Source organism: Streptomyces sp. NPDC001606 (assembly GCF_053596835.1).
In genome coordinates this window covers 138,262-161,136 of sequence record NZ_JBSFHC010000018.1, presented here as the reverse complement: position 1 = coordinate 161,136, position 22,875 = coordinate 138,262, and the positions used below count along the sequence as shown (strand labels likewise).

Here is a 22,875-nt window from a genome sequence, read left to right as displayed (position 1 = left end):
TGACGCGGGATGAAGGTCGTATCGGCCTACCGTGCTCACGGATCCCACGTTCGGCCTCGTCCGGAGGAGTCCCCCTGTGCCCAGCCCCCCTCACTCCCCCGCGCGTCCCCAGCGCCGTCCGCAGCCGCCCCGCCGGGTGCCGCGCCCGCCCGAGCGGGCGGTGCGGCCGGTCCGGCCGCCGAAACGGCCGCGCTGGGCGATGCGGGCGCTGACCACGCTGTCCGTCGTGGTGCTCGCCTCCGCCGGGATCGGGCACGCGGTGGTCACCAGCCTGGACGCGGGTATCGCCCGCGTCGACGCCTTCAAGGACATGAAGAACCGGCCCCGCGCGGGCCACGGCATGAACGTCCTGCTGGTCGGCACCGACGGCCGAGACAAGATCACCGAGCAGCTGCGGCGCGCCTACCACCTGGGCGGGGAGCCCTGCCACTGCACCGACACGATGATGCTGGTGCACATCTCCGCGGACCGGGAGCGGGCCACCGTGGTGAGCCTGCCCCGCGACTCCTACGCCGAGGTGCCCGCGCATGTCGACCCGTCGACCGGCCGGCGGTACGGGGCGCATCCGCTCAAGCTGAACGCGGCCTACGCGGAGGGCGGCCCGCAGCTGACCATCCGCACCGTGGAGAACATGACCCATGTGAAGATCGACCACTATCTGGAGGTCGACTTCACCAGCTTCATGAAGACGGTCGACGTGCTCGGCGGAGTGAACGTGTGCACGGCGACCCCGCTGAAGGACGCGTTCACCGGACTCGACCTCCCCGCCGGCACCCACACCCTCCAGGGCGGGCAGGCGCTCCAGTACGTGCGCGCCCGGCATGTGGACGGGGCGAGCGATCTGGGCCGGATGAAGCGGCAGCAGCGGTTCCTCGCCGCGCTGATCGAGAAGACGACCTCCTCCGGGGTGCTGCTCAACCCGATGCGGTTCCGGGACGTGACCCGGGCGGTGCTCGGCTCGGTCCGGGCGGACGAGGGTTTCGGCACCGACGAGCTGCTCGACCTCGGCCGGGCGATGCGGAACTTCTCCCCGTCCTCGTCCGAGTTCGCCACCGTGCCGATCGCGCAGATGAACTACGACGTGAAGGGCGTCGGCTCCACCCTGAAGTGGGACCAGGCCAAGGCGGACCAGCTGTTCCGGGCGCTGCGCGACGACAAGCCGCTCGCCCTCACCGCGCCGCCGCGCCGCGGCCCGGCCCCGGTGCCGGTGGACGTGGACCCGCGCCAGGTCCGGGTGCAGCTGGAGAACGGCACGCCGACGGCCGGGCTGGCCAAGCGGGCCGACGCGGCGCTCGCGGCGGCGGGCTTCGCCACCACCCACCGGCCGGTCACCGCGCCGGTGCACGACGTCAAGCGGACCGTGATCTCCTACGACCCCCGCTGGGACCGCTCCGCCCGCTCCCTGGCGGCGGCCCTGCCCGGCAGCGAGCTGCGCGCGGTACCGGGCCAGGGCCCGCTCCTGAAGGCGACGATCGGCACCGACTTCAAGACGGTCCGCCAGATCCACTACGAAGACCCCGCCCAGCCCCAGCAGAGCGTGGTCCGGGGCAGCGAAGTGGTGTGCTGAGCGTCTACGACGGGGCGCGGTCGGGGGGGCGTCCCCCTGGCCCCCAGCGGCAGCGGCCGCGTGTGGCGCGAGGCGGTGGTCCGGCCGGGGCGCCACCCTGGCGAGGCCCGGCGGCGAGGCGAGGCCGCACAGGAGACACAGGGCGCGGCCCTGAAGGGGTTGCCCTGCCCCTCCTGGCCCTCTGCGGCAGCGGCCGCGTGCGGCGCGAGGCGGGGTGCCGGCCAGAGCGCCCCCGTGGCGAGGCGCGGCGGCGAGGCGCGGCCGCACCGTGTGCCGGCCGGGGCGCCGTGCCGAGCCGCAGCGGGAAGACAGCGCGCCCTCCTCAGGGGCGGCCCTACTCCTCGTAGCCTTCCGCCGTGCGCTTCTCCCGCAGTTCGCGGATGGCGCGGCGGCGGGCCAGGCGGTGGGTGCGGCGGATCTGGGCTTCCTGGTAGCGGCGGCGGTCGCGGTCGGTCTCCGGGAGGACCGGCGGGACCCGGCGCGGCCTGCCGTCGGCGTCCACGGCCGCGAAGACCAGGTAGGCGGAGCCGACCTGGGTGGGCGGGGCGGACTCGTTCCAGCGCTCGGCGAGGACCCGGACACCGACCTCCATGGAGGTCCGGCCGGTCCAGTTCACCTGGGCCTTCACATGGACCAGGTCACCGACGCGGACCGGCTCCAGGAACGCCATCTCGTCCATGGAGGCGGTGACGGCGGGACCGCCGGAGTGCCGGCCGGCCACGGCGCCCGCCGCGTCGTCGACGAGCTTCATGATCACACCGCCGTGCACCGTCCCCAGCAGGTTGGTGTCGTTGTGGGTCATGATGTGGCTGAGGGTGGTGCGCGAGGCGGACGTGGGCTTGCCCGGGATGTCTGGTTCCGCGCCCGTGGCCTGGTCTGTCATGCCCTCCACCTTATGCCGAAGCGACATTCGCGGAATTTGTGTCAGCTTGGCAACAGCGCCGACCCTATTTTCCGACAGGCCTTGTAAGGCACCTGGAGCCGCCCGGCACACTGGGGCCCATGAATGACTGGCCCGAGGGATGGTCCGACGACAACCGTGACCCCCGCTACGGACGCGGCAGTGCCGGCGCACAGCCGGAAGGTGCCCAGGTGATGCGTCAGGTGCGGCGCGGTCCGGCGGTACCGCCCGGCCCCCGCTCGGCGTACGGCGGCTCCGGCCGCTCCGCGCCGCCGTACGGCGCCGGAGTCCCGCAGCAGCCGTCGTACACCGACGGCCAGGGGTATGACGAGGGCGCCGGCTACGACAGCGGCTACAACACCGGGCAGGTCTACGGCGCCCCCGGCGGCCGCGGTCCCGGCGGTCCGGCCGGTGCGCCGGGCCGGGCGGCGCGGCCCGCGCCGAACTGGCGGCGCCGGATCAAGTGGACGGCGATCACACTGGCGACCGTGCTGGTCGTCACCTCGGTCGCGACCTACTTCTGGGCCGACTCCAAGCTGCGCCGCGAGGTCGACCTGTCCAAGGTCATCGACCGCCCGGAGAGCGGCTCGGGCACCAACTACCTGATCGTCGGCTCGGACAGCCGCGAGGGCATGTCCAAGGCGGACGAGAAGAAGCTGCACACCGGCGCCGCCGAGGGCAAGCGCACCGACTCGATGATGATCCTGCACGTCGGCGACAACGGCGACACGCTGGTCTCGCTGCCGCGCGACTCGGACGTGGAGGTCCCGTCGTACAAGGGGTCGACGTCCGGGAAGGTCTACCCGGCGAGGGGCCGGCACGAGAAGCTGAACGCGGCCTACGCCGAGGACGGCCCGACCCTGCTGGTGCGCACGATCGAGTACAACACCGGTCTGCACATCGACCACTACGTGGAGATCGGCTTCCAGGGCTTCGCGAACATCGTGGACGCGGTCGGCGGTGTCGACATCACCATCGACCAGGCCTTCAAGGACAAGTGGTCCGGCGCCGACTTCAAGGCGGGCAAGCAGACCCTGAACGGGCAGCAGGCGCTCGCGTTCGTCCGGACCCGGCACGCCTTCGCCGCCTCCGACCTCCAGCGCACCAAGAACCAGCAGAAGTTCCTGTCCGCGCTGGCGCACCAGGTGGCCACGCCGTCGACGATCCTCAACCCGTTCAAGTTCTACCCGGTGATGGGCGCGGGCCTGGACTCGCTGATCGTCGACAAGGACATGTCGCTGTGGGACCTGGCCTCGATGTTCTGGGCGATGAAGGGCGTCAGCGGCGGTGACGGCACCTCGATGAACATGCCGATCTCCGGCTCCACGGGCGGCAACCTCGTCTGGGACAAGGCGAAGGTGAAGACGCTGGTGGACGAGTTGAAGAACGACCAGAAGGTCACCGTCTCCGGCACCTGACGGCTGCGGCGGGACCGAGGGCGCCCGGAGCGGGTGCCCTCGGCCGCCGGCCTCAGCGGGCCGGGCTCACATGCTCGCGCCCGCCATCGCGCGACAGGTTTCCGCGCAGCGGCGACACGCCTCCGCACAGCGCATCATCATCTGGTCGTCGGGCATGGACATACACGCCTCGGCGCACATCTCGCAGACCCTCGCGCACATGGCGCACATGTCGCCGGACATGGGCGAGCGCCGCATCATCATGTCGGCGCACATACGGGTCGTCTCGGAGCAGTCCATGAGCGCGCGCATGACCTGCATCTGCGCCTGGCCGCCCTGCTGCATGCAGGAGCTCATGGCCTCCTCGCACATGTTGTGGCAGTTCATGCAGGCCTCGATGCAGTCCTGCATCTGCTGGGTCAGGGCGGGCATCATTCCGGACTGGGTCATGGCTCCTCCTCGGAGGCGGGGACCCGGGACGGGTCCCGTGTGCTTCCGTCCTACGTCCCCCGGCCCCGCGCCGCATGTGACCGACCGGTCACCAGGCGCACCGAGGAGGAGCCGGTCCGGCCCTACGGCAGGTTGCGGGCCATGACGATCCGCTGGACCTGGTTGGTGCCCTCGTAGATCTGGGTGCTTTACAGGTCATATGGCGTTGACCTGCATGAACAGCCCTCTCGGAGGGGGTCTCCCCAGCATTTCCCCATGATCCTGAAGCGACGGGAGCAGGTCAGCCCGGCATTGAGCAGGCGTAAGCCCCCGCCGTGCGCCACGGGGGAGGCACACGACGGGGGCGGAGTGTGGGGCGGATCAGCGGCGTAGGTCCCGGTACTCCTCCAACCTACGAAGTGCAGTGATCAGAGTGGAGCGGTAGCCGGGACAGTGGGGCTGACGGGACAGCGTCCAGACGCGCCAGCACGAAAGGCACCACAGCACCCCAGAGTGCTCCGGGTCCGGCTCTGCACTGCCGCCACACTGCGAACACTGCCTCATGAGGACTCCCTACGCCGTGACGTCGAACTCGCCCAGCTTGGCTCCGGCCAGGAAGTCGGTCCACTCGACAGCCGTGAACTCGACCGATTCACCGGTCACGGAGTTGCGGACCGCCACCTTGCCGGGGACGTTCGTGGCCACCTCGACACAGCGAGGGTCGTTGTTGTTGTAGGTGCACGCCGTAGACGTGCGGAACTCGAACTCGGGGACTGCCTTCATCTGCCCATCCCTTCGCCGTGCCGTTGCGGGGAATCGGCCCCCGCGCCGTCTTACAACCCGCCCCCGGCGTGACGTAGGACCGGGGGCGGGAGCCCGGGAGTGTCAGTCGTGCGACCTGAACATGTGTGACAGGCCCCATTCCTGGATTAGTTGATCAGCCATCGCCTGAGCGGCCACCTGGGGCGGATCGACGTAGGCCCAGTCACATTGGCCGGGGTGACCCCGAAAGATCGTGCAGACGGAACCAAGGGGTGCCGGTGCCTTCAGACACACCTCGATGTCTTCGAGCCACTGAACGGACGGGCCGTCACGCCAGCACAGGAACACGTCGGAGTCAGGATCGGTCCGCGCCCCCGTACGGAGAAACGCCGCGTGGAAGTCGTGGGGTACGTCCTCGACCTTGCACTGATACAGATCGACCGTCGCCCATTCGATGTCGGGACGAGGAGATCCGATCTTCTCCGCCGTGGCGCGAACGTCGCCGTCCAACTCGATTGCAGCGGTGCAGCGGTAGGTCACTGCCATGCCCCCGGCTCGAACTGGTACGACCGCTCGATGTGCTCTTGATAGGCAAGATGGCCAGGGTTGGCCTTGAAGTGGTCAGCCGCCCATTGCGTGCCGTCCGTGGGGTCGGAGCTGTCGGTGCTCGCCTGTCCGCACGCCTGGCATTCCATGGTGTGCAAGGTCGGCTTGTCCGTGTCCGGCCTTAGCGTGTGCTCACGGAACCGGTAGGTGCGCGGGCCATCATGCCCCCTTTCGCTGGGCGCACCGCTCGCACGGGAAGGGGCACGGGGGCAGGGAGCCGCGAGGGAACGCAATCACCCCGGACGCCGGGTCGAGGGTGCCGCCGTACTCCGCCCACCAGCCGCCATCCGCGTGCCGTTCCGAGCCGTCAACGAGGCTGACCAGCTCGGGCTCGGGCAAGGCATTCAAACGGGCACTGGCGCGCTTCGCGGGGGCTGTCATGCTTCGCCTCCGGCCGGACACTCGATGCACGCATACGGCCGGCCGTTGGGTTCCTCGCCGAACGACGGCTGCACCCGCCGGACAACCTCCAGGCTGCCGAACGGTTTGTGACACCTGCGGCACTTCTCACCCCGGGGCGCATACGTGGTGTACTCGCCGCCCTGTGCGTCGGTCTCCGCCCGCTGGTGCGGCATGGGCGGTCTGGCTGTAGCTTTGGGCACTGTCGTCAACCCCTTGGTGGTTGGTGGCCACGCCCCCGGACGTTCGCCCGTCGCGGGGGTCTCTGCGTCCAATCACCCACCACCCTTTCGCCCCTGGCGGCGCGTTCCTACTTCGTTCCGTGACCGTTAGGCACGGAGTAGGTCTACCTTGAGAAGCGTGCCTAACGTCCCTGGGGGTACTCGTGAATGAAGCGCTGCGGCGAGCCATGCTGAACGCGCAGTTGACTGATCGTCAGCTAGCTGAACGATGCGGCGTCGACATCAAGACGGTCGGTCGATGGATCACCGAGACAGGACGAACCCCCCGTGCTCGTCATCGGTGGGCCGTCTGCGAAGCACTCGGGGAGGATGAGGCTGTGCTATGGCCAGCAGCCGCAAAGAAGGCGATCAAGGTCGGCCCGGACCGCGAGATCGTTTCTGTCTACCCGTACCGATCAAGTTGTCCAGCGTCCCTATGGCGGTCATTGATCACCAAGGCTGAGCGAGAACTCACATTTGCCGGTTACACGAACTACTTCCTGTGGCTCGAACAGGCCCGATTCGGGACCGCGCTGCGACGCAAAGCGGCTCAGGGATGTCGCGTGCGTTTTCTGGTAGGTCACCCTGAAAGTGACCTCACTCGAACCCGTGAGCAGGATGAAGGCGTGGCGCTCACACTATCAACGCGTATCCGTGTGACTCTTGCCGAGCTAGAAAAGATCAAAAGCCAGCCGGGGATTGACGCAAGGTTCAGCTCCGGACATGCGCACCTGTCTGTGTTCCGTTTTGATGACGACATGATCGTTACGCCCCTGCTAACTCATAGCGTTGGGCATGATGCGCCAACGCTGCATCTGCGCCGTTATCAGAATGACGGCATGTTTGATCGATTTGCCACACACGTCGATGAGTTGTGGAAACGGGGTACCCCGGTGTGGGATGAGGAGAGCAATGGGTAGGCGCGACTACGAGAACGATCCGAACGCCCCCGCTGCGAACAGCCTAGTTCCGGCTGCTTCCGCTGTGGTTGTCGACGATGCCGGGCGCATCTTGCTCCAGCGTCGGCGCGATAACGGCATGTGGGCACTCCCTGGCGGCGCCATGCATATTGGTGAGTCCCTGCCAGACTGCGCGATTCGGGAAACTCGCGAAGAGACCGGTTATGAGGTCGAGATTACCGGAATTGTCGGCACCTACACCGACCCCCGACATGTCTTCGAATATGACGACGGAGAGGTCAGGCAAGAATTCTCCATCTGCTTCTTGGCTCGACCCGTGTCCGGAAGACTGGCAGTCTCGGAGGAATCCACAGAAGTCCGCTGGTTTGATTCCACAGAGATCGATGGACTCCCGATGGTCACCAGCATTCGAAAGCGTCTGAACGACTGGCGTAATGGCAACATGCCTGCCATTCGTTAGCTGACATGCTGCACGGCCCCCAAACGAAAGAAGTCCCGACCTAAGTGAGTCGGGGCTTCTTTGGTTGCTTAGAGCAGGGCAAGGAAGGGATTCGTGTCCCCGAGCGGTTCCGACCGCTTCGGTTCCGGCGCGGCCTCCAGGGTCTGCTGGGGCTCCGGTCGGTAAGCGTCCAGCCGGACGACCCGCGCGCGGTTCTGCTCACGCTCCGGCTCGGCCGGCATCGGCTCCGCAACCGTTTCTGTCGACGCCCCGTTTTCGGAACTGTCACCTCGAACCGTGAAGACGGTGGCCGGCCGACCACTCTTCCCCGACCGCACCACGGTTACGACGATTCCAGGCAGTTCCTTGACCTCTGCTGCGGTCGCTCCCACGTACGGGAGCACCTGCGAGGATGTAGCCGATCCTCCATGAAGTTCGATCCTGGCCCGGACCTTCTCAGCAAGGCTGAGCGGCTGGCGCTTCCCCTTCGGGGCGTCACCGCCGGTGATCTCTTCCACCGAGTCCATCGCATACGTGACGAGAGCTGCCGCCGCTTGGAGATCGGCCGCCGTGATCTGTGACCGCAGATCGAAGAGCGTGAACAGTGCTGCGATGCGGCGTACCTGTTCGTTGCAGCGGGCGGCGAACGCCTTCAGCCCCTCAGACTCACGAGCCTTGGTGAGGAGATCCCGCCGGATGATGTCCGCTACGTCGTACGCATCCTCAGAGAGGGTGACCAGTCCTGTTCGCTGACTGTGGCGCACAGCGCGTGCCATGGCTTCCCCAGCTTCAGGGATCAGATGCCGGGGCATCTGCTCACGCTCGCTCAGCCAACGCACCTGGGCAACCGGCAGGATCAGCAGCCGGTTGTACGATCCGCCGTCGCGTTCCGTTGTGCTCATGCTGGCCCGGAACTCTTCGGGCGTGATGTGACCCATGATTGCCACACGCGGATCATCGACCTGTACCGGTTCCTTGGCTCTGGAAGTGGCGACCGTTGCCCCGTCCCACAGATCACGAAGCACCTGAGAGAGGTTCGCCTGTCGACGCCCCGCCCGTAGCACGCGGGCGTACTCGGTATCCACGATGAGTGCGTGTCCGTCGCGGTCGGCCACGGCCTGGATGAGACCGGCTCCGCCGACCACACCATTGATGACGTGCCCGCTCATGAAAGTGCTGTTCGCGTCCTTGGCCACCGCTGAGGCGATACCCCAGGACTGGCCCTTGCCCTCACCTGTGCCACCGCACAGCAGAACGTGAAGCATGAGCGGCATGGAACCGGAACCGCGCTGAACTCGGGTCTCCGGCAGCATGGCGGAGAACACGCACAGCAGGCCACCGAGCAGACCAACCGGGGACCACTCCACATGAGGAGCGAGGGAGGCCACAACGTCCCTCAGCCGGCCAGTGCTCATCGCGCGGAAATCGGGGGTGCTCATACTGCCTGCGCCTTCTGGGAGTTGGTTCGATTGCGGAGGGAGACGACGGGCCGCCACCGGCCCCCGTCCTTCGTCTGAAAGGGTTCCTTGGCTGACTTCCGCAGCAGGGGAAGCATGTCTCCCCCGTCCGCCGGAACGATCACAGAGGTGCAGCGCAACACCTTGTCCATCGGGACATGTCGGCGAACAGCGGCCACCGATAGCGGGTCGTTGCTCACGACTCCGGTCCGGCACTTGCCCTTGGGCGTGGTCCAGGTGACCCAGGAACCGGGAGTGCAATCACCCTTGGAAGGCTTGGACTCGGCCCCGTACGCCTTGGCGCTCTTCCACACGCTCAGGTCAGTGGGCCGGGGGGGGGACGGCCGCAGTCAGCGGCCGTCACAGTGGGCGCGGCGCTCAGGCCGCTATCCCTTTTCCCTCCGACGCTTCCTTGTGCGTCAGTTCGTACGCGTGCCTAACGTTCGCCGGGATTCTGCCCCTGGCAGGCACAGTGAAGCCGTTCTCTCGTGCCCACGCTCGCACGGCGCGGTTGCGCTCACGCTCGCTCATTCCGGAACGGTCCACCTTGGCAGGCTCAGGAAGCGGATCGTTTCCGATCAGTTCACCGACTCGAATCGCGTCACGGAAACGGCCGGGCTTCCGCACATCCATTACAGGGATCGCGCGCTCTGCGGCATCGCGCAACTTGGTGGCGTTCCGGTCGCCACCCTCACCCAAGATCAGGAGAGAGGTTGTCTCGTCCGCACGCCCAACTACCTCGTAGCCCATGCGGCGAACGGCTTCCCGCGCGTCTTCCCAGTCGTAACCGGGCACCGTTCCGCAGATCATTACAGACCGAACAGGCTCGGCAGCAGACTCCGCCACGGGAACCACTTCCGGCTGCGGCTCCGGCTCCGGCTCCGGCTCCGGCTCCGGCTCCGGCTCCGGCTCCGACACAGGCTCAACCGGCACGGACTCATGCGCAGTCGGCGTGACCTCATTCTCAGACGGAGCGCCCAACGCATCGCAGAGATACCTACCGAACGAGACATCATGTTCAAGGCAGAGATGCCACGTGTCGTTTCCCAGCGTTAGCGATGACGTGGCCTCAACCTCGGACCCATCACGGGCTATATGAGCGTCACAGAACAGCTTGGTAACGCGCACAAGAACCGATTTACGCATGGCGCTGCATTCCTTCGCTAGGGCGGAAGTCTTAGCGGGTGTCCGGAGCTTTGCTCTGACGGTCTCCCCGCTTGAGAACTATTCTTCCGTACCCCTATCACGGAACGGTAACTGTAGAATTTCTTACGCATTACTCAAATGTTTACGACCCGGGGGTAATACCTTAATTCGTTCAGAAAGGACCCACCGGGGGTGCCGTTCTTCGACGGCGTTTGCCAATCAGATTACGAGATCCCCTGGTTGTCATCCCCGGGGATCTCCTCCAGGACCTTCCCTATGACGTCTCGGACAATTCTGTAGCGTTTCTTGGGTTGCTCGGGCCGCTTGGGGTACCCCGCCTGCTTGGCCTCCGGAATGTCGCGTTCGGCGCGCGCCCTTCCCCATGACAGGGCAAAACTTCCCCTTCCGGTCGACCAAAAGCCATCAAAAAACCAATCACGCCGTTGCGCGTCCCCTATTTCCTCGTAGGCCCCGACCAGAAGGGCATGAATGTTCTGGTAGACGTAGTCGATCTGCCCATTAAGCCATTCAAGTCCCTGTTCGCCATGCGGTGTGCTCCCCATAGAAATTTGCTCGTACCAGCCACCTCGCGAGACGCGGTCTGCAATCCACGTGAGAACGGACCTGTCTGCCTTTTCTTGGTTGCATCTTTTGCAAGCAGGGACCAGGTTCTTCCAGTTATCCGCACCGCCGTGAGCGAATGGTATTACGTGATCCATGACCTCCGACTTCGCGGCGTCGCAGTAAACACACCTTCCCTCGTTGGCCATGAGGATCATGAGTTGAAACCAGGTGTCGAACTTCTTGCGCTTCCTGCCCAACGCCCCTCCCAAATCGGTGCATCGGACTGTAGCGGCTGCCACTGACAACGGGTCAGGGGCCTTGACAGCACTCGAAGCAGCGCGACCCGATGTGTCTCAAGCGTTCACCCCATGGGCGAGCTTCGCCGGTCACAGCCCAACCGACGTGAACAGCGAACTCCTGGAAGCAAGCTGGGCACTGAGGCTCAGTCCAGGGGCATTCGAAGCCGGGACGATGCACACCATCATGAGTCCCAGCGGCCCCGGCCTTCGCTGCTCGGCGGGCGCTCACTCGGCGTCGCCTTCAAATGCCCACCCAAGCCGCTTCATGCCCTCTGCGGTGAGGCCCAGGGCCCCGGCAAGATGTCGGAACTCCATCTGGTGCGTGCTACTGGCCGTCCCGTCCAGGATCTTGGCGAAGTAGGTCAGCATCACAGCCACGGTCGGGATGAACGACTCGTCCCACATGGCGGCTTGCGGGGACTCCCACCACTGCCGCCACTGATCCCGTTCAGCCTCCGTCCAGTCCCGGACAGCCGGCATGTCCGGTACGGGAAGCCCGTGGTCGGAAGGCAACTCCACCACACCCTTATATCTGGAATGGGGACTAGTCGGGTTTCGGAACTTCGGCATCTCATCACCTCTCAAGCAAAACAAAGGCCCCCTGCTGCATGCAGGGGGCCGGTTCGTCGACATTTGTCAGGCTGCATCTTCCTCGGGCGGTGCAATGAAGCCCTCGCACTCAGCCAGACTGCCGCGATACGGATCGATGAGCCCCAGGTCCTTGGCGCTCTCGAAGGTGAGTCGGCCGTCTGACGTGGTCCGCCAGGCATTCACCTCTTCCCCAAGAGCCCCCGAGAATCCACGCCACTTCGGGCGGGTCAGTTCACCCGCAGTTGTAGCCCACAGGAAGCGGCTGATGCTGCCTGCCAACTGTGCGCGTGCCGCTTCCGCCTTGGCGATTGCGGCCCGGTACTGCTTCAGGGCACGCTCAGACTGCTCGAACCCCTGGCGGGCCAGCTCAGGCATTTCCTTCACAATCGCGTCCGTTACTGCCGATTCGGCCTGCTCCACTGCACGGGCCAGGGCAGGCTCTACCCGCTCATACTCCTTGACCCTGGAACGGACCTCGGCCAGATACTCATCCCGCTCGGGGAGCGGTCGGCCGTCGGCTACAGCCTGCATCTCCTGCTCCCTGAGTTCCTTATCCGCCTTGCGCAACGCGGGAACGTAGTAATCACGCGATGCGCGGCCGTGGCTGCCATCGATGTACTGGCGAGCACAGTCCGCGTTCTCCATTCTGTACTTGCGGTGGCGTTCCTCCAACTCGTCACGCTTGTGAATCATGGAGCAGGACCGGAAGCTATCCGCCCGGACTCGGCGTCAGCGGTTCTCGTTCTTCTCCGGGATGATGGACTGGGCTGTCGCCAACGAGATCATCGGCCGGAACCCGTGCAAGAGAGTCAAGGGTGCGGGAAGTCGCGCCAAGGAGATCCGGGAGCACAAGAGCACCGCGCGGCGGCTCACGACGCGGGAAGTCCTGGCGATGCTGGATGCCGCCCCTCCGCGTTACCGCGCGATGCTGTGGCTCATGGCCGGGTGCGGCCTGCGGCTGGGTGAGGCCATGGCGGTGTCCCGCGATCAGATCGACTTCAAGGCCGAGACGCTTCGCGTCGACTTCCAGATTGCAGAGGACGGAGACACCGAGTCGGGGAAGAACAGCGCGATCCAGCGTCGGCATATCAAGGCTCGTGACGAAGGCGAGCCAGGGCGTACCGTCCCCCTCCCGTCGAACGTCGCCTTCGAGCTTCGGCGGCACATCAAGAACCACGGCGTATGGGGGCCTGAGCGGCTTCTCTTCCCCAACGTGACGCGGACTGGCTACCTCTACGCGTCGTACTTCTACCCGAAGATTTGGATGGAGGCTCTGGGCAAGGGACAGGTGGAGTACTGCAAGGCGCATTCACTCCGGCACTACTACGGGTCGCGGCTGCTGTACGCCGGAGTCCCCGAGAACGATGTGGCCGACTGGATGGGCCACAGCAGTACGGACGTGCTGAGGGAGCACTACCACTACATCTTCGAAGGGGCCGAGCAGCGCGGCCGGGCCGCCATTGCAACGATGTTGACGCCCGGCGCTGACGATCCCACGGAGGCATCCGAGGTCGCCTGATCCGCGTACGACAACAGCCCCCGGCGTCACGCCGGGGGCTGCGCTGTTTGTGCAGGTCAGTGCCCGTTTCCAGCCCGGCATCTGCCCAGGATTCCCCCAGCATGACGCCCAGGAACGGCCCTGATCGGGCCGCAACGGGCAGGAAGCCAAGGGCGCCCCGCAGGACCTTCGAAACAGCCTCTGACCTGCAAAAACCCTGCTAGGGGAGGTTCCTTGCCATCACGATCCGCTGGACCTGGTTCGTGCCCTCATAAATCTGGGTGATCTTGGCGTCGCGCATCATGCGCTCCACCGGGTAGTCACGGGTGTAGCCGTAGCCGCCGAGGAGCTGGACGGCGTCGGTGGTGACCTCCATCGCCACGTCCGAGGCGAAGCACTTGGCGGCTGCGCCCAGGTAGGTGAGGTCGGCGTCGCCGCGCTCGGAGGCGGCGGCGGCCTGGTAGGTCAGGGCGCGGGCGGCCGAGATCTTCATCGACATGTCGGCGAGCATGAACTGGATGCCCTGGAAGTCGGCGATCGCCTTGCCGAACTGCTTGCGCTCCTGGACATAGCCCTTGGCGTAGTCGAAGGCGCCCTGGGCGACACCCAGCGCCTGGGCGGCGATGGTGATGCGGGTGTGGTCCAGGGTCTGCATGGCCGTCATGAAGCCGGTGCCCTCCTCGCCGATCATGCGGTCGGCGGGGATGCGGACGTTGTCGAAGTAGACCTCGCGGGTCGGGGAGCCCTTGATGCCGAGCTTCTTCTCCGGGGCGCCGAAGGACACGCCCGGGTCGGACTTCTCGACGACGAAGGCGGAGATGCCCTTGGAGCGCTTCTCCGGGTCCGTCACGGCCATCACGGTGTAGTACTCGCTGACGCCCGCGTTGGTGATCCAGCGCTTGACGCCGTTGAGGATCCAGTGGTCGCCGTCGCGGACCGCCTTGGTCTTCATGCCGGCGGCGTCCGAGCCCGCCTCCGGCTCGGACAGGCAGTACGAGAACATCGCGTCGCCCTTGGCGAGCGGGCCCAGGTACTTCTTCTTCAGCTCCTCGGAGCCGGAGAGGATGACCGGCAGCGAGCCGAGCTTGTTCACGGCGGGGATGAGGGAGGAGGAGACGCAGGCGCGGGCCACCTCCTCGATCACGATGACCGTGGCGAGCGCGTCGGCGCCGGAGCCGCCGTACTCCTCGGGGACGTGCACGGCGTGCAGGTCGTTGGCCACCAGGGCGTCGAGGGCCTCCTGCGGGAAGCGGGCCTCCTCGTCCACCGCGGTGGCGTACGGCGCGATCTTCGCCTCGACCAGGGAGCGGACGGCGTCGCGGAGCATGTCGTGCTCCTCGGACGGGCGGTACAGGTCGAAGTCAGCCGATCCGGCCAAGGTCTCTCACGCTCCAAAGACGCAGTGATACTGACGCAGTGATGACGCTAATTACCGTTAAGTAACTCAAATTTTAGAGGGCAGCCCGGGGGACGCCTACGTGAGCTTGGTGACAGCGGGGAAATTGCCCGGTGGGCGGCCCGACTATGCTCGGGCTCCGCATCACCGACGTACCCGTTCTGGAGCACCCATGAGCCTGAAGATCACCGTGATCGGCACCGGCTATCTCGGCGCCACGCACGCCGCGGCCATGGCCGAACTGGGGTTCGAGGTGCTGGGGCTGGATGTCGTACCGGAGAAGATCGCTCTGCTGGAGCGCGGCGAGACCCCGATGTTCGAGCCGGGGCTGGACGAGCTGCTCCGCAGGCATGTGGCGGGGATCGAGGGCTCGTCGGGGCGGCTGCGGTTCACCACTGACTGGGCCGAGGTCGGCGCCTTCGGTGATGTGCACTTCGTGTGCGTGAACACCCCGCAGAAGCACGGCGAGTACGCGTGTGACATGAGTTACGTCGACTCCGCGATCGCCTCCCTCGCCCCGCATCTGCACGGCCCCGCCCTGGTGGTCGGCAAGTCGACCGTGCCGGTCGGCTCCGCGGACCGGCTGGCCGCCTACCTCGCCGAGCACGCCCCGGCCGGCGGCGACGCCGAGCTGGCCTGGAACCCGGAGTTCCTGCGCGAGGGCTTCGCCGTGCAGGACACGCTGCACCCGGACCGGATCGTGGTGGGCGTGCGCAGCGAGCGGGCCGAGAAGCTGTTGCGCGAGGTGTACGCGACGCCGGTCGGCGAGGGCACGCCGTTCGTCGTCACCGACTTCCCGACCGCCGAGCTGGTGAAGACCGCCGCGAACTCCTTCCTCGCCACCAAGATCTCCTTCATCAACGCGATGGCGGAGGTGTGCGAGGCCGCCGGCGGTGACGTGGCCCGGCTGGCGGAGGCCATCGGGCACGACGACCGGATCGGCGCCAAGTTCCTGCGCGCCGGGATCGGCTTCGGCGGCGGCTGTCTGCCGAAGGACATCCGGGCGTTCATGGCGCGGGCGGGCGAGCTGGGCGCGGACCAGGCGCTGACCTTCCTGCGCGAGATCGACTCCATCAACATGCGCCGGCGCGGCCAGATGGTGGAGATGGCCCGGGAGGCGCTGGGCGGCGGCTCCTTCCTCGGCAAGCGGGTCGCGGTGCTCGGCGCCACCTTCAAGCCCGACTCGGACGACGTCCGGGACTCGCCCGCGCTCAACGTGGCCGGGCAGATCCATCTCCAGGGCGGCCAGGTGACCGTGTACGACCCCAAGGGCATGACCAACGCCCGCCGGGTCTTCCCGACCCTCGGCTACGCCGAATCGGCGCTGGACGCGGTGCGCGGCGCGGACGTCGTGCTCCACCTCACCGAGTGGCGCGAGTTCCGCGAGCTGGACCCGGCGGCGCTCGGCGAGGTCGCGGCGGACCGGCTGATCCTGGACGGGCGCAACACCCTCGACCCGGAGCTGTGGCGACGGGCCGGCTGGACCTACCGGGCGATGGGCCGTCCCACCGCCTGACCGCACGGCAGGGTGACGCCGTTTCGGCCGAGGCTCAGTCGGCCGAACCGGCGTCGTTCCGCATTCTGCACCACGTCCACGCAACACGAGGAGGTAGTCATGGCTCTCGCCACATTCGGTGTCGTCGTGCTGGACTGTCCCGATCCACGGGCGCTGGCCGGCTTCTACGCCGCCGTCCTGGGCGGCACCCCCGAGGGTCAGGGGGACTGGGTGGAGCTGAAGGTGCCGGGAGGGCCGACGCTGGCGTTCCAGGAGGCTCCGGAGTACGTGCCGCCGCGCTGGCCCGGACCGGACGGCGACCAGCAGTTCCACCTGGATCTGGTGGCGCCGGACCTGGACGCGGCCGAGAAGGCGGTGCTGGAGCTGGGGGCGCGCCCGCTGGACACCGCGGACCGCGAGCGCACCTTCCGGGTGTACGCGGACCCGGTGGGGCACCCCTTCTGCCTGTGCACCTCCTGAAGGCTCAGGACTGGTCCAGCTCGGTGATCTTCGCCGTCGAGGGCTCTCTGCGGTCCTGTGCGGCGCGGGCCATGAAGTCCGCGCTGCGCAGCACCCGCTGAACGTTTCCCCAGGTCAGCAGGGACAGCTCGGTCTCGGACCAGCCGCGCCGGAGCAGCTCGGCGATCAGATGGGGGTAGCGGGAGGCGTCGGCGAGGTCGCGCGGGTGCACGGCGCCGGAGTCATAGGTGCCGGACAGGCCGACGCACTCCGGACCGGCCACGTCCCGGACGTGGTCGAGGTGGTCGGCGACGTCCTGGACGGTCGGGCCGGTCTGCTCGGCGGTCAGCGGCACCATGCACAGGCCCTTGGCCGCGCCCAGCGCGGTGAGCAGGTCGTCGGGCAGGTTGGCGGGGTGCGGGCGCAGCACCCGGGCGGCGGAGCGGGTGCACAGCACCGGTGTCTTGGACAGCGCCACGGTCCGCTCGGCGGTGGCGTGCGAGGCGCCGGAGACATCGGCGAGCACGCCGAGCCGGTTCATCTCCCGGACGACCTCCTCGCCGAACCGGGTCAGGCCCGCCTGGCCCGCCCAGGCCGTGCCCGCGAGGGTGAGCACCCTGAGGCCGAGGGCGTGCAGGATGCGCAGGATGCCGAGGGAGTCGCCGAGGGCGGTGCCGTCCGCCGGGCCCAGCACCACGGCGACCCGGCCGCAGTTGCGGGCGTCGATGACCTGGCCGGCGGTGCGCACCAGGCGCAGCCCCTCCGGGTGGGCCTCGATCACCGAACGGACCAGGTCCAGCTGTTCCAGGGTGGCGGCCGTCGCGCGCTCGCCGCCTCCGGCGCTGTCGGGCTCGCCGGGCTCGGCGGGCAGGTGCAGCGACCAGAACAGCGCGCCGACATGGCCCTCGCGCATCCGCGGCACATCCGTGTCGATGGCGGCCTCGCCCAGCTCCAGGTCGTACCAGGGCAGATGGCGCAGGGCCCAGGGCAGGCCGCTGTAGCCGTCGGCGACCGGGTGGGCGGCGAGGAGGGCGTGCGCCCGGTCCAGGGCCTCGGCCGAGCCGGCCGGCCCCGGCGGGAAGGGGTCGTCCGGCAGGCCGTCGTCCTCGCCGACCTCGGTCGTGGAGGGGATGTCGTCCTGGAGGTCGGCCATGGGGGCTCCGTACGTCGTCGTGGGGCTACGTCGGTCGTGAGCTACGGCGTAGGTGGCTGGCGTACCGCCCACGGTCGCATGGAGCCGAGGGGATGTTCCTGATGAGTGGGGCGTTCGGGGGTACTGCGGTCAGGATCTGCGGGCCGTGCGGATGACCTCGTCCAGGGTGTCCCGGGAGCGCCGGAGGTCGGCGATCATGCGGTCGATGCGGTCGCGTTCGGCGGTGAGTTCCTCGACCAGGCGCGGGGTGGCGATCGCCGAGGGGCCGCCGTCCTCGTCGCGCATGCAGGGCAGCAGCCGGCGGATCCTGTCGCTGTGCAGGCCCGCCGCGTACAGCTCCTGGATGCGGATGACCCGGTCGACGGCCCGCTCCGGGTAGTCGCGGTGGCCGCCGGGGGTGCGCTCGCTGGCGAGCAGGCCCTGGGTCTCGTAGTAGCGCAGCGACCGCTCGCTCACGCCGGTGCGCCGGGCCAGTTCACCGATGCGCATGCCGTCACCTCCACGCCCGAGGACTTGAATCTGACATCAGTGTCAAGTTCTACCGTGCGGCCATGCCGCAGACAACGCACTCCACGGACTCCACGGACCTCCTGGCCCCGGCCCGCCTCGGCGCGCTGGAACTTTCCAACCGCCTGGTGATGGCCCCCCTCACGCGCAACCGCGCGGAGGCCGACGGCACCCCGACCGACCTGATGGTCACGCACTACGCCCAGCGCGCCTCGGCCGGGCTGATCGTCGCCGAGGGCTCGACACCGAACGCGGTCGGGCAGACGTACCCCAACATCACCGCCCTCCACACCGACCGGCACGTGGCGGGCTGGCGGCGGGTCACCGACGCGGTGCGGGCGGCCGGCGGGCGCATGTTCCTCCAGCTCCAGCACGGCGGCCGGGTCGGCCATCCGGCGACCAGCGGTCTCACCCCGGTGGCGCCCTCCCCCGTCCCGCTGCCGGAGACGATCTTCACGCCGGACGGGCACCGGCCGGCCGTCGTGCCCCGGGAGATGACCGCGGACGACATCCGCGCCACGGTCGCCGACTTCGCGGCCGCCGCCCGCCGGGCTCGTGACGCGGGCTTCGAGGGGGTCGAGGTGCACTCGGCCAACGGCATGCTGCTGCACCAGTTCCTCGCGGACAACACCAACCGCCGGCACGACGGCTACGGCGGCCCGGTGCAGCGGCGGGTGCGGTTCGCGGCGGAGGTGACCGAGGCGGTGGCCGAGGCGATCGGCGCGGACCGGGTGGGCATCCGCATCTCCCCCGCGAGCACCGTCAACGGGGTGCGGGAGGAGGACACCGAGGGCCTCTACGCCGCGCTCCTGGACCGGCTGCGGGGGCTGGACCTCGCCTATCTGCACCTGGTCCGCTCGGACCCGGCCACGGCCTGGTACCGGCGGATCCGCGCCGACTGGCCCGGCGTGCTGATCGGCAACCCGGACCTGACCGACCTGTCCGCAGGGGCCGTCGCCCGGGCCGCGCGGGAGATGCGGGCGGCCGGCGCCGACCTGGTGGCCCTCGGCCGGCCGTTCCTCGCCAACCCGGACCTGGTCGACCGGCTGCGGCTCGGCGCCCCGCTCAACCCGGTCCGGGACCGGTACTTCATGTACGTGGGCGGGGCCGAGGGGTACAACGACTACCCGGCCCTGCCCGGTCAGGCGGGGCTGCCGTCCAGCGCCGCGATGGTGGCGTTGGAGGGCGCCCGCGTGGCCTGAAGACCACGGGCGACGTCCTCGGCCGCGCCCAGCACCCGGACCGCGTTCTGCCAGGTCAGCTTGGCCAGGTCGGCCTTGGACCAGCCCCGGTCGAGGAGTTCGGCGAGGAGGTTGGGGTAGCCGGAGACGTCGTTCAGGCCGTCCGGGGTGAAGGCCGTGCCGTCGTAGTCGCCGCCGATGCCCAGGTGGTCGATGCCGGCCACCTCGCGCATGTGGTCCAGATGGTCCGCGATCGTCGACACCGTGGCCACCGGGCGCGGCACGCGCTCCTCGAAGGCGCGGTGCAGCCGCATCGCCTCCGGGCTGGTGTCCAGGTGGTGGAAGCCGTGGGCGCGCAGGTTGTCGTCGGCCGCGGCCGTCCACTCCACGGCCGCCTGGAGCACGAACTTCGGTACGAAGGTCACCATCGCCATGCCGCCGTTGGCGGGCAGCCGCTCCAGCACGTCGTCCGGGACGTTGCGGGGGTGGTCGCAGACCGCGCGGGCGGAGGAGTGGGAGAAGATCACCGGAGCCTGTGACGTGTCCAGCGCGTCGCGCATCGTCGTCGCCGCCACGTGCGAGAGGTCGACCAGCATGCCGAGCCGGTTCATCTCCCGGACCACCTCGCGGCCGAAGCCGGACAGGCCGCCCACGCCCGGCTCGTCGGTCGCCGAGTCCGCCCAGTCCACGTTGGAGTTGTGGGTGAGCGTCATGTAGCGCACCCCGAGCGCGTACAGGCCGCGCAGGGTGCCGAGCGAGTTGGCGATGGAGTGGCCGCCCTCGGCCCCCATGAGGGAGGCGATACGGCCCTCCTTCCGCGCCGACTCCATGTCCGCGGCGGTCAGCGCGGGCGCCAGGTCCTGCGCGTAGCGGGCCAGCAGCTGCCGGACGCAGTCGATCTGCTCCAGGGTGGCCGCGACCGGCTCGGACTGCTCCGCGGGCACGTACACCGACCAGTACTGCGCACCGACCCCGCCCTCGCGCAGCCGGGGCAGGTCGGTGTGCAGGCGCTCGTGCTGGTGCCCGGCGATGTCGAGCGCGTCGAGGTCGTACCCGGCGTGCTCGCGCAGGGCCCACGGCAGGTCGTTGTGGCCGTCGACCACCGGGAACTCGCGCAGCAGGGCCCGGGCCTGGTCCAGAGCTGCCACGGCGGTCACTTCCCGAAGCCGAAGCCGCTGCCCGCGCCCTCGACCTTGGAGCGCAGCCGCTTGCCCTTCTCGGTGGCCTGGTCGTTGAGGTCCTGCTGGAAGTCGCGCATCTTGTGCAGCAGGTCCTCGTCGTGCGCGGCCAGCATCCGGGCCGCGAGCAGACCGGCGTTGCGGGCACCGGCGACGGAGACCGTGGCGACCGGGACACCGGCCGGCATCTGCACGATCGACAGCAGGGAGTCCATGCCGTCCAGGTACTTCAGCGGCACCGGGACGCCGATGACCGGCAGCGGGGTGACCGAGGCGAGCATGCCGGGCAGGTGGGCGGCGCCGCCCGCCCCGGCGATGATCACCTTCAGGCCGCGGTCGGCGGCCTGCTCGCCGTACGTGATCATCTCGCGCGGCATCCGGTGCGCGGAGACGACGTCGACCTCGTAGGCGATCTCGAACTCGTCGAGTGCCTTGGCGGCGGCCTCCATGACGGGCCAGTCGGAGTCCGACCCCATGACAATGCCTACGACCGGGCTCATTCGGTGATCGTCCCTCTCAGGTAGCCGGCAGCGTGACGGGCGCGCTCCAGCACGTCGTCCAGGTCGTCGCCGTAGGTGTTCACGTGACCGACCTTGCGGCCGGGCTTCACGTCCTTGCCGTACATATGGATCTTGAGCTTGGGGTCGCGGGCCATGCAGTGCAAGTACGCGGAGTACATGTCCGGGAAGTCGCCGCCGAGGACGTTGGCCATGACCGTCCACCGGGCACGCGGGCGCGGGTCGCCGAGCGGCAGGTCCAGCACGGCCCGCACATGGTTGGCGAACTGGCTGGTGATCGCGCCGTCCTGGGTCCAGTGGCCCGAGTTGTGCGGGCGCATCGCCAGCTCGTTGACGAGGATGCGGCCGTCGCGGGTCTGGAACAGCTCCACCGCGAGATGGCCGACGACGCCCAGCTCCTTGGCGATGGTCAGGGCCATCCGCTCGGCCTTCAGCGCCAGCGCCTCGTCGAGACCGGGCGCGGGCGCGATGACCGTGTCGCAGACGCCGTCGACCTGCTGGGACTCCACCACCGGGTAGGCGACGGCCTGGCCGTGCGGGGAGCGTACGACGTTGGCGGCCAGCTCGCGGACGTAGTCGACCTTCTCCTCGGCGAGGACCGGCACCCCGGCCCGGAACGGGTCGGCGGCCTCCTCGACGGAGTCCACGACCCACACACCCTTGCCGTCGTAGCCGCCGCGGACGGTCTTGAGGACCACGGGGAAGCCGTCGCCCTCCGCCGCGAACCGGGCGACATCCTCCGGATCCTCGACGATCCGGTGCCGTGGGCACGGGATGCCGATCGAGTCGAGCTTCGCCCGCATCACGCCCTTGTCCTGGGCGTGCACCAGCGCGTCGGGCCCGGGGCGCACGGGGATGCCGTCCGCCTCCAGGGCCCTGAGGTGCTCGGTGGGTACATGTTCGTGATCGAAGGTGATCACATCGCAGCCCCGCGCGAACGCGCGCAGCGTGTCCAGGTCGCGATAGTCGCCGATGACGACATCACTGACGACCTGCGCCGCGGAATCCTGAGGGGTGTCACTGAGAAGCTTGAACCTGATGCCCAACGGGATGCCCGCTTCGTGCGTCATACGCGCGAGCTGCCCCCCGCCGACCATGCCGACTACCGGGAACGTCACACCCCTAGCGTATCGGCCGCGCCGGTGCGGCCGGATCGCGTCCCTCTCACCGCCTCTTACCCGCGGCTTCCCACCCTCTTCCCGAGCCCTGGCCCGGTCCGCGGGCATCGGCCGGTCCGCCTGGATAGCATGGCGGGGTTGACGAAACCTACCGACGGGAGCTGCACAGCCATGGAACCTCGTTCCTCGGGGCTGCAACGGCTCGTACGCGAGGTGGTCAAGTTCGGCGCCGTCGGCGGCGCCGGCGTCCTGGTCAATCTCGGCGTGTTCAACCTGGTCCGGCACCTCTCCGACCTGCCGGTGGTGCGGGCCAGCATCATCGCCACGGTCGTCGCGATCGTCTTCAACTACGTCGGCTTCCGGTACTGGACGTACCGGGACCGCGAGAAGAGCGGCCGGACCAAGGAACTCACCCTGTTCCTGTTCTTCAGCGTGATCGGGCTGGTGATCGAGAACGGCGTGCTCTACCTGGCGACGTACGGCTTCGGCTGGGACAGCCCGTTGCAGAGCAACGTCTTCAAGTTCCTCGGCATCGGCATCGCGACCCTGTTCCGCTTCTGGTCCTACCGCACCTGGGTGTTCCGCGCGCTGCCCGCCCAGGAGGCGGAGTCGATCCTGGCGGCCCAGCCGCCCCACCCCCAGCCGGAACCCAAGTCCGAGCGGATCCCGTAAGG

Annotated in this window: 25 protein-coding genes; 9 read left to right on the top strand and 16 right to left on the bottom strand. The window is 68.3% G+C overall.

Annotation, left to right across the window (positions count from 1 at the left end):
• Window positions 1–76: 76 nt before the first annotated feature.
• A complete protein-coding gene (locus tag ACWCV9_RS28530; RefSeq protein ID WP_450790781.1) occupies window positions 77–1,567 on the top strand; it encodes an LCP family protein in 1,491 nt (496 codons plus the stop codon).
• Window positions 1,568–1,901: 334 nt separating this feature from the next.
• Here the strand turns inward: ACWCV9_RS28530 and ACWCV9_RS28525 are convergent, their stop codons facing one another.
• A complete protein-coding gene (locus ACWCV9_RS28525) occupies window positions 1,902–2,477 on the bottom strand; it encodes an acyl-CoA thioesterase (RefSeq protein ID WP_450790780.1) in 576 nt (191 codons plus the stop codon).
• A 92-nt stretch (window positions 2,478–2,569) separates the two neighbouring features.
• Here ACWCV9_RS28525 and ACWCV9_RS28520 point away from each other — a divergent pair, with 92 nt between their 5' ends.
• The gene (locus tag ACWCV9_RS28520) at window positions 2,570–3,886 is read left to right on the top strand and encodes an LCP family protein (protein WP_450790778.1); all 1,317 of its coding nucleotides are present in this window, start codon (window positions 2,570–2,572) and stop codon (window positions 3,884–3,886) included.
• 66 nt (window positions 3,887–3,952) lie between these two features.
• On the opposite strand, the gene ACWCV9_RS28515 is transcribed toward ACWCV9_RS28520, so the two are convergent.
• The 4 genes from ACWCV9_RS28515 to ACWCV9_RS28500 all read right to left on the bottom strand — a co-directional run bounded on the left by ACWCV9_RS28515 (window position 3,953) and on the right by ACWCV9_RS28500 (window position 5,760).
• Window positions 3,953–4,315 carry a four-helix bundle copper-binding protein gene (locus ACWCV9_RS28515; protein WP_450790777.1) on the bottom strand — a complete coding sequence of 121 codons (363 nt, stop codon included), beginning with the start codon at window positions 4,313–4,315 and terminating at the stop codon, window positions 3,953–3,955.
• A 552-nt stretch (window positions 4,316–4,867) separates the two neighbouring features.
• Complete coding sequence (locus ACWCV9_RS28510; RefSeq protein ID WP_450790775.1) at window positions 4,868–5,077, bottom strand: DUF397 domain-containing protein; 210 nt, start codon at window positions 5,075–5,077, stop codon at window positions 4,868–4,870.
• 102 nt (window positions 5,078–5,179) lie between these two features.
• Complete coding sequence (locus ACWCV9_RS28505) at window positions 5,180–5,602, bottom strand: hypothetical protein (RefSeq protein ID WP_450790773.1); 423 nt, start codon at window positions 5,600–5,602, stop codon at window positions 5,180–5,182.
• Window positions 5,593–5,760, bottom strand: a complete 168-nt coding sequence (locus ACWCV9_RS28500) for a DUF7848 domain-containing protein (RefSeq protein ID WP_450790771.1) — start codon at window positions 5,758–5,760, stop codon at window positions 5,593–5,595. The genes ACWCV9_RS28505 and ACWCV9_RS28500 overlap by 10 nt, the downstream gene beginning before the upstream one ends.
• A 686-nt stretch (window positions 5,761–6,446) precedes the next feature.
• Here ACWCV9_RS28500 and ACWCV9_RS28495 point away from each other — a divergent pair.
• Window positions 6,447–7,202 (top strand): DUF5919 domain-containing protein, encoded by a 756-nt coding sequence (locus ACWCV9_RS28495; protein WP_450790770.1) that lies wholly within the window; start codon window positions 6,447–6,449, stop codon window positions 7,200–7,202.
• Window positions 7,195–7,662 (top strand): NUDIX domain-containing protein, encoded by a 468-nt coding sequence (locus ACWCV9_RS28490; RefSeq protein WP_450790768.1) that lies wholly within the window; start codon window positions 7,195–7,197, stop codon window positions 7,660–7,662. Before ACWCV9_RS28495 ends, ACWCV9_RS28490 begins: the two co-directional genes overlap by 8 nt.
• 68 nt (window positions 7,663–7,730) lie before the next feature.
• Here ACWCV9_RS28490 and ACWCV9_RS28485 read toward each other — a convergent pair whose 3' ends face one another.
• The 5 genes from ACWCV9_RS28485 to ACWCV9_RS28465 form a co-directional block, all read right to left on the bottom strand.
• Window positions 7,731–9,080, bottom strand: coding sequence for a DUF3987 domain-containing protein (locus tag ACWCV9_RS28485; RefSeq protein WP_450790766.1), 1,350 nt, complete (start codon window positions 9,078–9,080; stop codon window positions 7,731–7,733).
• A gap of 396 nt (window positions 9,081–9,476) precedes the next feature.
• Complete coding sequence (locus ACWCV9_RS28480) at window positions 9,477–10,244, bottom strand: Lsr2 family DNA-binding protein (RefSeq protein ID WP_450790764.1); 768 nt, start codon at window positions 10,242–10,244, stop codon at window positions 9,477–9,479.
• Window positions 10,245–10,468: 224 nt separating this feature from the next.
• Window positions 10,469–11,065 carry an HNH endonuclease gene (locus ACWCV9_RS28475; RefSeq protein ID WP_450790762.1) on the bottom strand — a complete coding sequence of 199 codons (597 nt, stop codon included), beginning with the start codon at window positions 11,063–11,065 and terminating at the stop codon, window positions 10,469–10,471.
• 267 nt (window positions 11,066–11,332) lie between these two features.
• On the bottom strand, window positions 11,333–11,626 hold the full coding sequence (locus tag ACWCV9_RS28470; RefSeq protein WP_450790760.1) for a phage terminase small subunit: 294 nt from the start codon (window positions 11,624–11,626) through the stop codon (window positions 11,333–11,335).
• 117 nt (window positions 11,627–11,743) lie between these two features.
• A complete protein-coding gene (locus ACWCV9_RS28465) occupies window positions 11,744–12,391 on the bottom strand; it encodes a hypothetical protein (protein WP_450790758.1) in 648 nt (215 codons plus the stop codon).
• Here ACWCV9_RS28465 and ACWCV9_RS28460 point away from each other — a divergent pair.
• Complete coding sequence (locus ACWCV9_RS28460; RefSeq protein ID WP_450790757.1) at window positions 12,390–13,217, top strand: tyrosine-type recombinase/integrase; 828 nt, start codon at window positions 12,390–12,392, stop codon at window positions 13,215–13,217. The genes ACWCV9_RS28465 and ACWCV9_RS28460 overlap by 2 nt on opposite strands.
• 199 nt (window positions 13,218–13,416) lie before the next feature.
• Here ACWCV9_RS28460 and ACWCV9_RS28455 read toward each other — a convergent pair whose 3' ends face one another.
• Window positions 13,417–14,574, bottom strand: a complete 1,158-nt coding sequence (locus ACWCV9_RS28455) for an acyl-CoA dehydrogenase (protein WP_450790755.1) — start codon at window positions 14,572–14,574, stop codon at window positions 13,417–13,419.
• 190 nt (window positions 14,575–14,764) lie between these two features.
• Here ACWCV9_RS28455 and ACWCV9_RS28450 point away from each other — a divergent pair, with 190 nt between their 5' ends.
• Both ACWCV9_RS28450 and ACWCV9_RS28445 read left to right on the top strand, forming a co-directional pair.
• Complete coding sequence (locus ACWCV9_RS28450; RefSeq protein ID WP_450790753.1) at window positions 14,765–16,108, top strand: UDP-glucose dehydrogenase family protein; 1,344 nt, start codon at window positions 14,765–14,767, stop codon at window positions 16,106–16,108.
• A gap of 99 nt (window positions 16,109–16,207) precedes the next feature.
• Window positions 16,208–16,567 carry a VOC family protein gene (locus ACWCV9_RS28445; RefSeq protein WP_450790751.1) on the top strand — a complete coding sequence of 120 codons (360 nt, stop codon included), beginning with the start codon at window positions 16,208–16,210 and terminating at the stop codon, window positions 16,565–16,567.
• 4 nt (window positions 16,568–16,571) lie between these two features.
• Here ACWCV9_RS28445 and ACWCV9_RS28440 read toward each other — a convergent pair whose 3' ends face one another.
• Together ACWCV9_RS28440 and ACWCV9_RS28435 are read right to left on the bottom strand one after the other, a co-directional pair.
• Window positions 16,572–17,699: a dipeptidase gene (locus tag ACWCV9_RS28440; protein ID WP_450790750.1), complete on the bottom strand. Its 1,128-nt coding sequence runs from the start codon at window positions 17,697–17,699 to the stop codon at window positions 16,572–16,574.
• Window positions 17,700–17,828: 129 nt separating this feature from the next.
• Window positions 17,829–18,188, bottom strand: coding sequence for a MerR family transcriptional regulator (locus tag ACWCV9_RS28435; protein ID WP_450790748.1), 360 nt, complete (start codon window positions 18,186–18,188; stop codon window positions 17,829–17,831).
• A 62-nt stretch (window positions 18,189–18,250) separates the two neighbouring features.
• Here ACWCV9_RS28435 and ACWCV9_RS28430 point away from each other — a divergent pair, with 62 nt between their 5' ends.
• Complete coding sequence (locus tag ACWCV9_RS28430; RefSeq protein WP_450790746.1) at window positions 18,251–19,408, top strand: alkene reductase; 1,158 nt, start codon at window positions 18,251–18,253, stop codon at window positions 19,406–19,408.
• Here the strand turns inward: ACWCV9_RS28430 and ACWCV9_RS28425 are convergent.
• The 3 genes from ACWCV9_RS28425 to ACWCV9_RS28415 are packed head-to-tail and all read right to left on the bottom strand — an operon-like array spanning window position 19,348 to window position 22,201.
• Window positions 19,348–20,535, bottom strand: coding sequence for a dipeptidase (locus tag ACWCV9_RS28425; RefSeq protein ID WP_450790744.1), 1,188 nt, complete (start codon window positions 20,533–20,535; stop codon window positions 19,348–19,350). The two genes, ACWCV9_RS28430 and ACWCV9_RS28425, sit on opposite strands and share 61 nt — an antisense overlap.
• Window positions 20,536–20,540: 5 nt before the next feature.
• Window positions 20,541–21,065, bottom strand: coding sequence for a 5-(carboxyamino)imidazole ribonucleotide mutase (gene purE / locus ACWCV9_RS28420; protein ID WP_450790742.1), 525 nt, complete (start codon window positions 21,063–21,065; stop codon window positions 20,541–20,543).
• Window positions 21,062–22,201, bottom strand: coding sequence for a 5-(carboxyamino)imidazole ribonucleotide synthase (locus tag ACWCV9_RS28415; protein ID WP_385844851.1), 1,140 nt, complete (start codon window positions 22,199–22,201; stop codon window positions 21,062–21,064). Before ACWCV9_RS28415 ends, purE begins: the two co-directional genes overlap by 4 nt.
• A gap of 171 nt (window positions 22,202–22,372) precedes the next feature.
• Between ACWCV9_RS28415 and ACWCV9_RS28410 the strand changes: the two genes are divergently transcribed.
• Entirely contained in the window at window positions 22,373–22,873 is a 501-nt protein-coding gene (locus ACWCV9_RS28410) for a GtrA family protein (protein ID WP_450790740.1), read from the top strand.
• Window positions 22,874–22,875 lie beyond the last annotated feature (2 nt).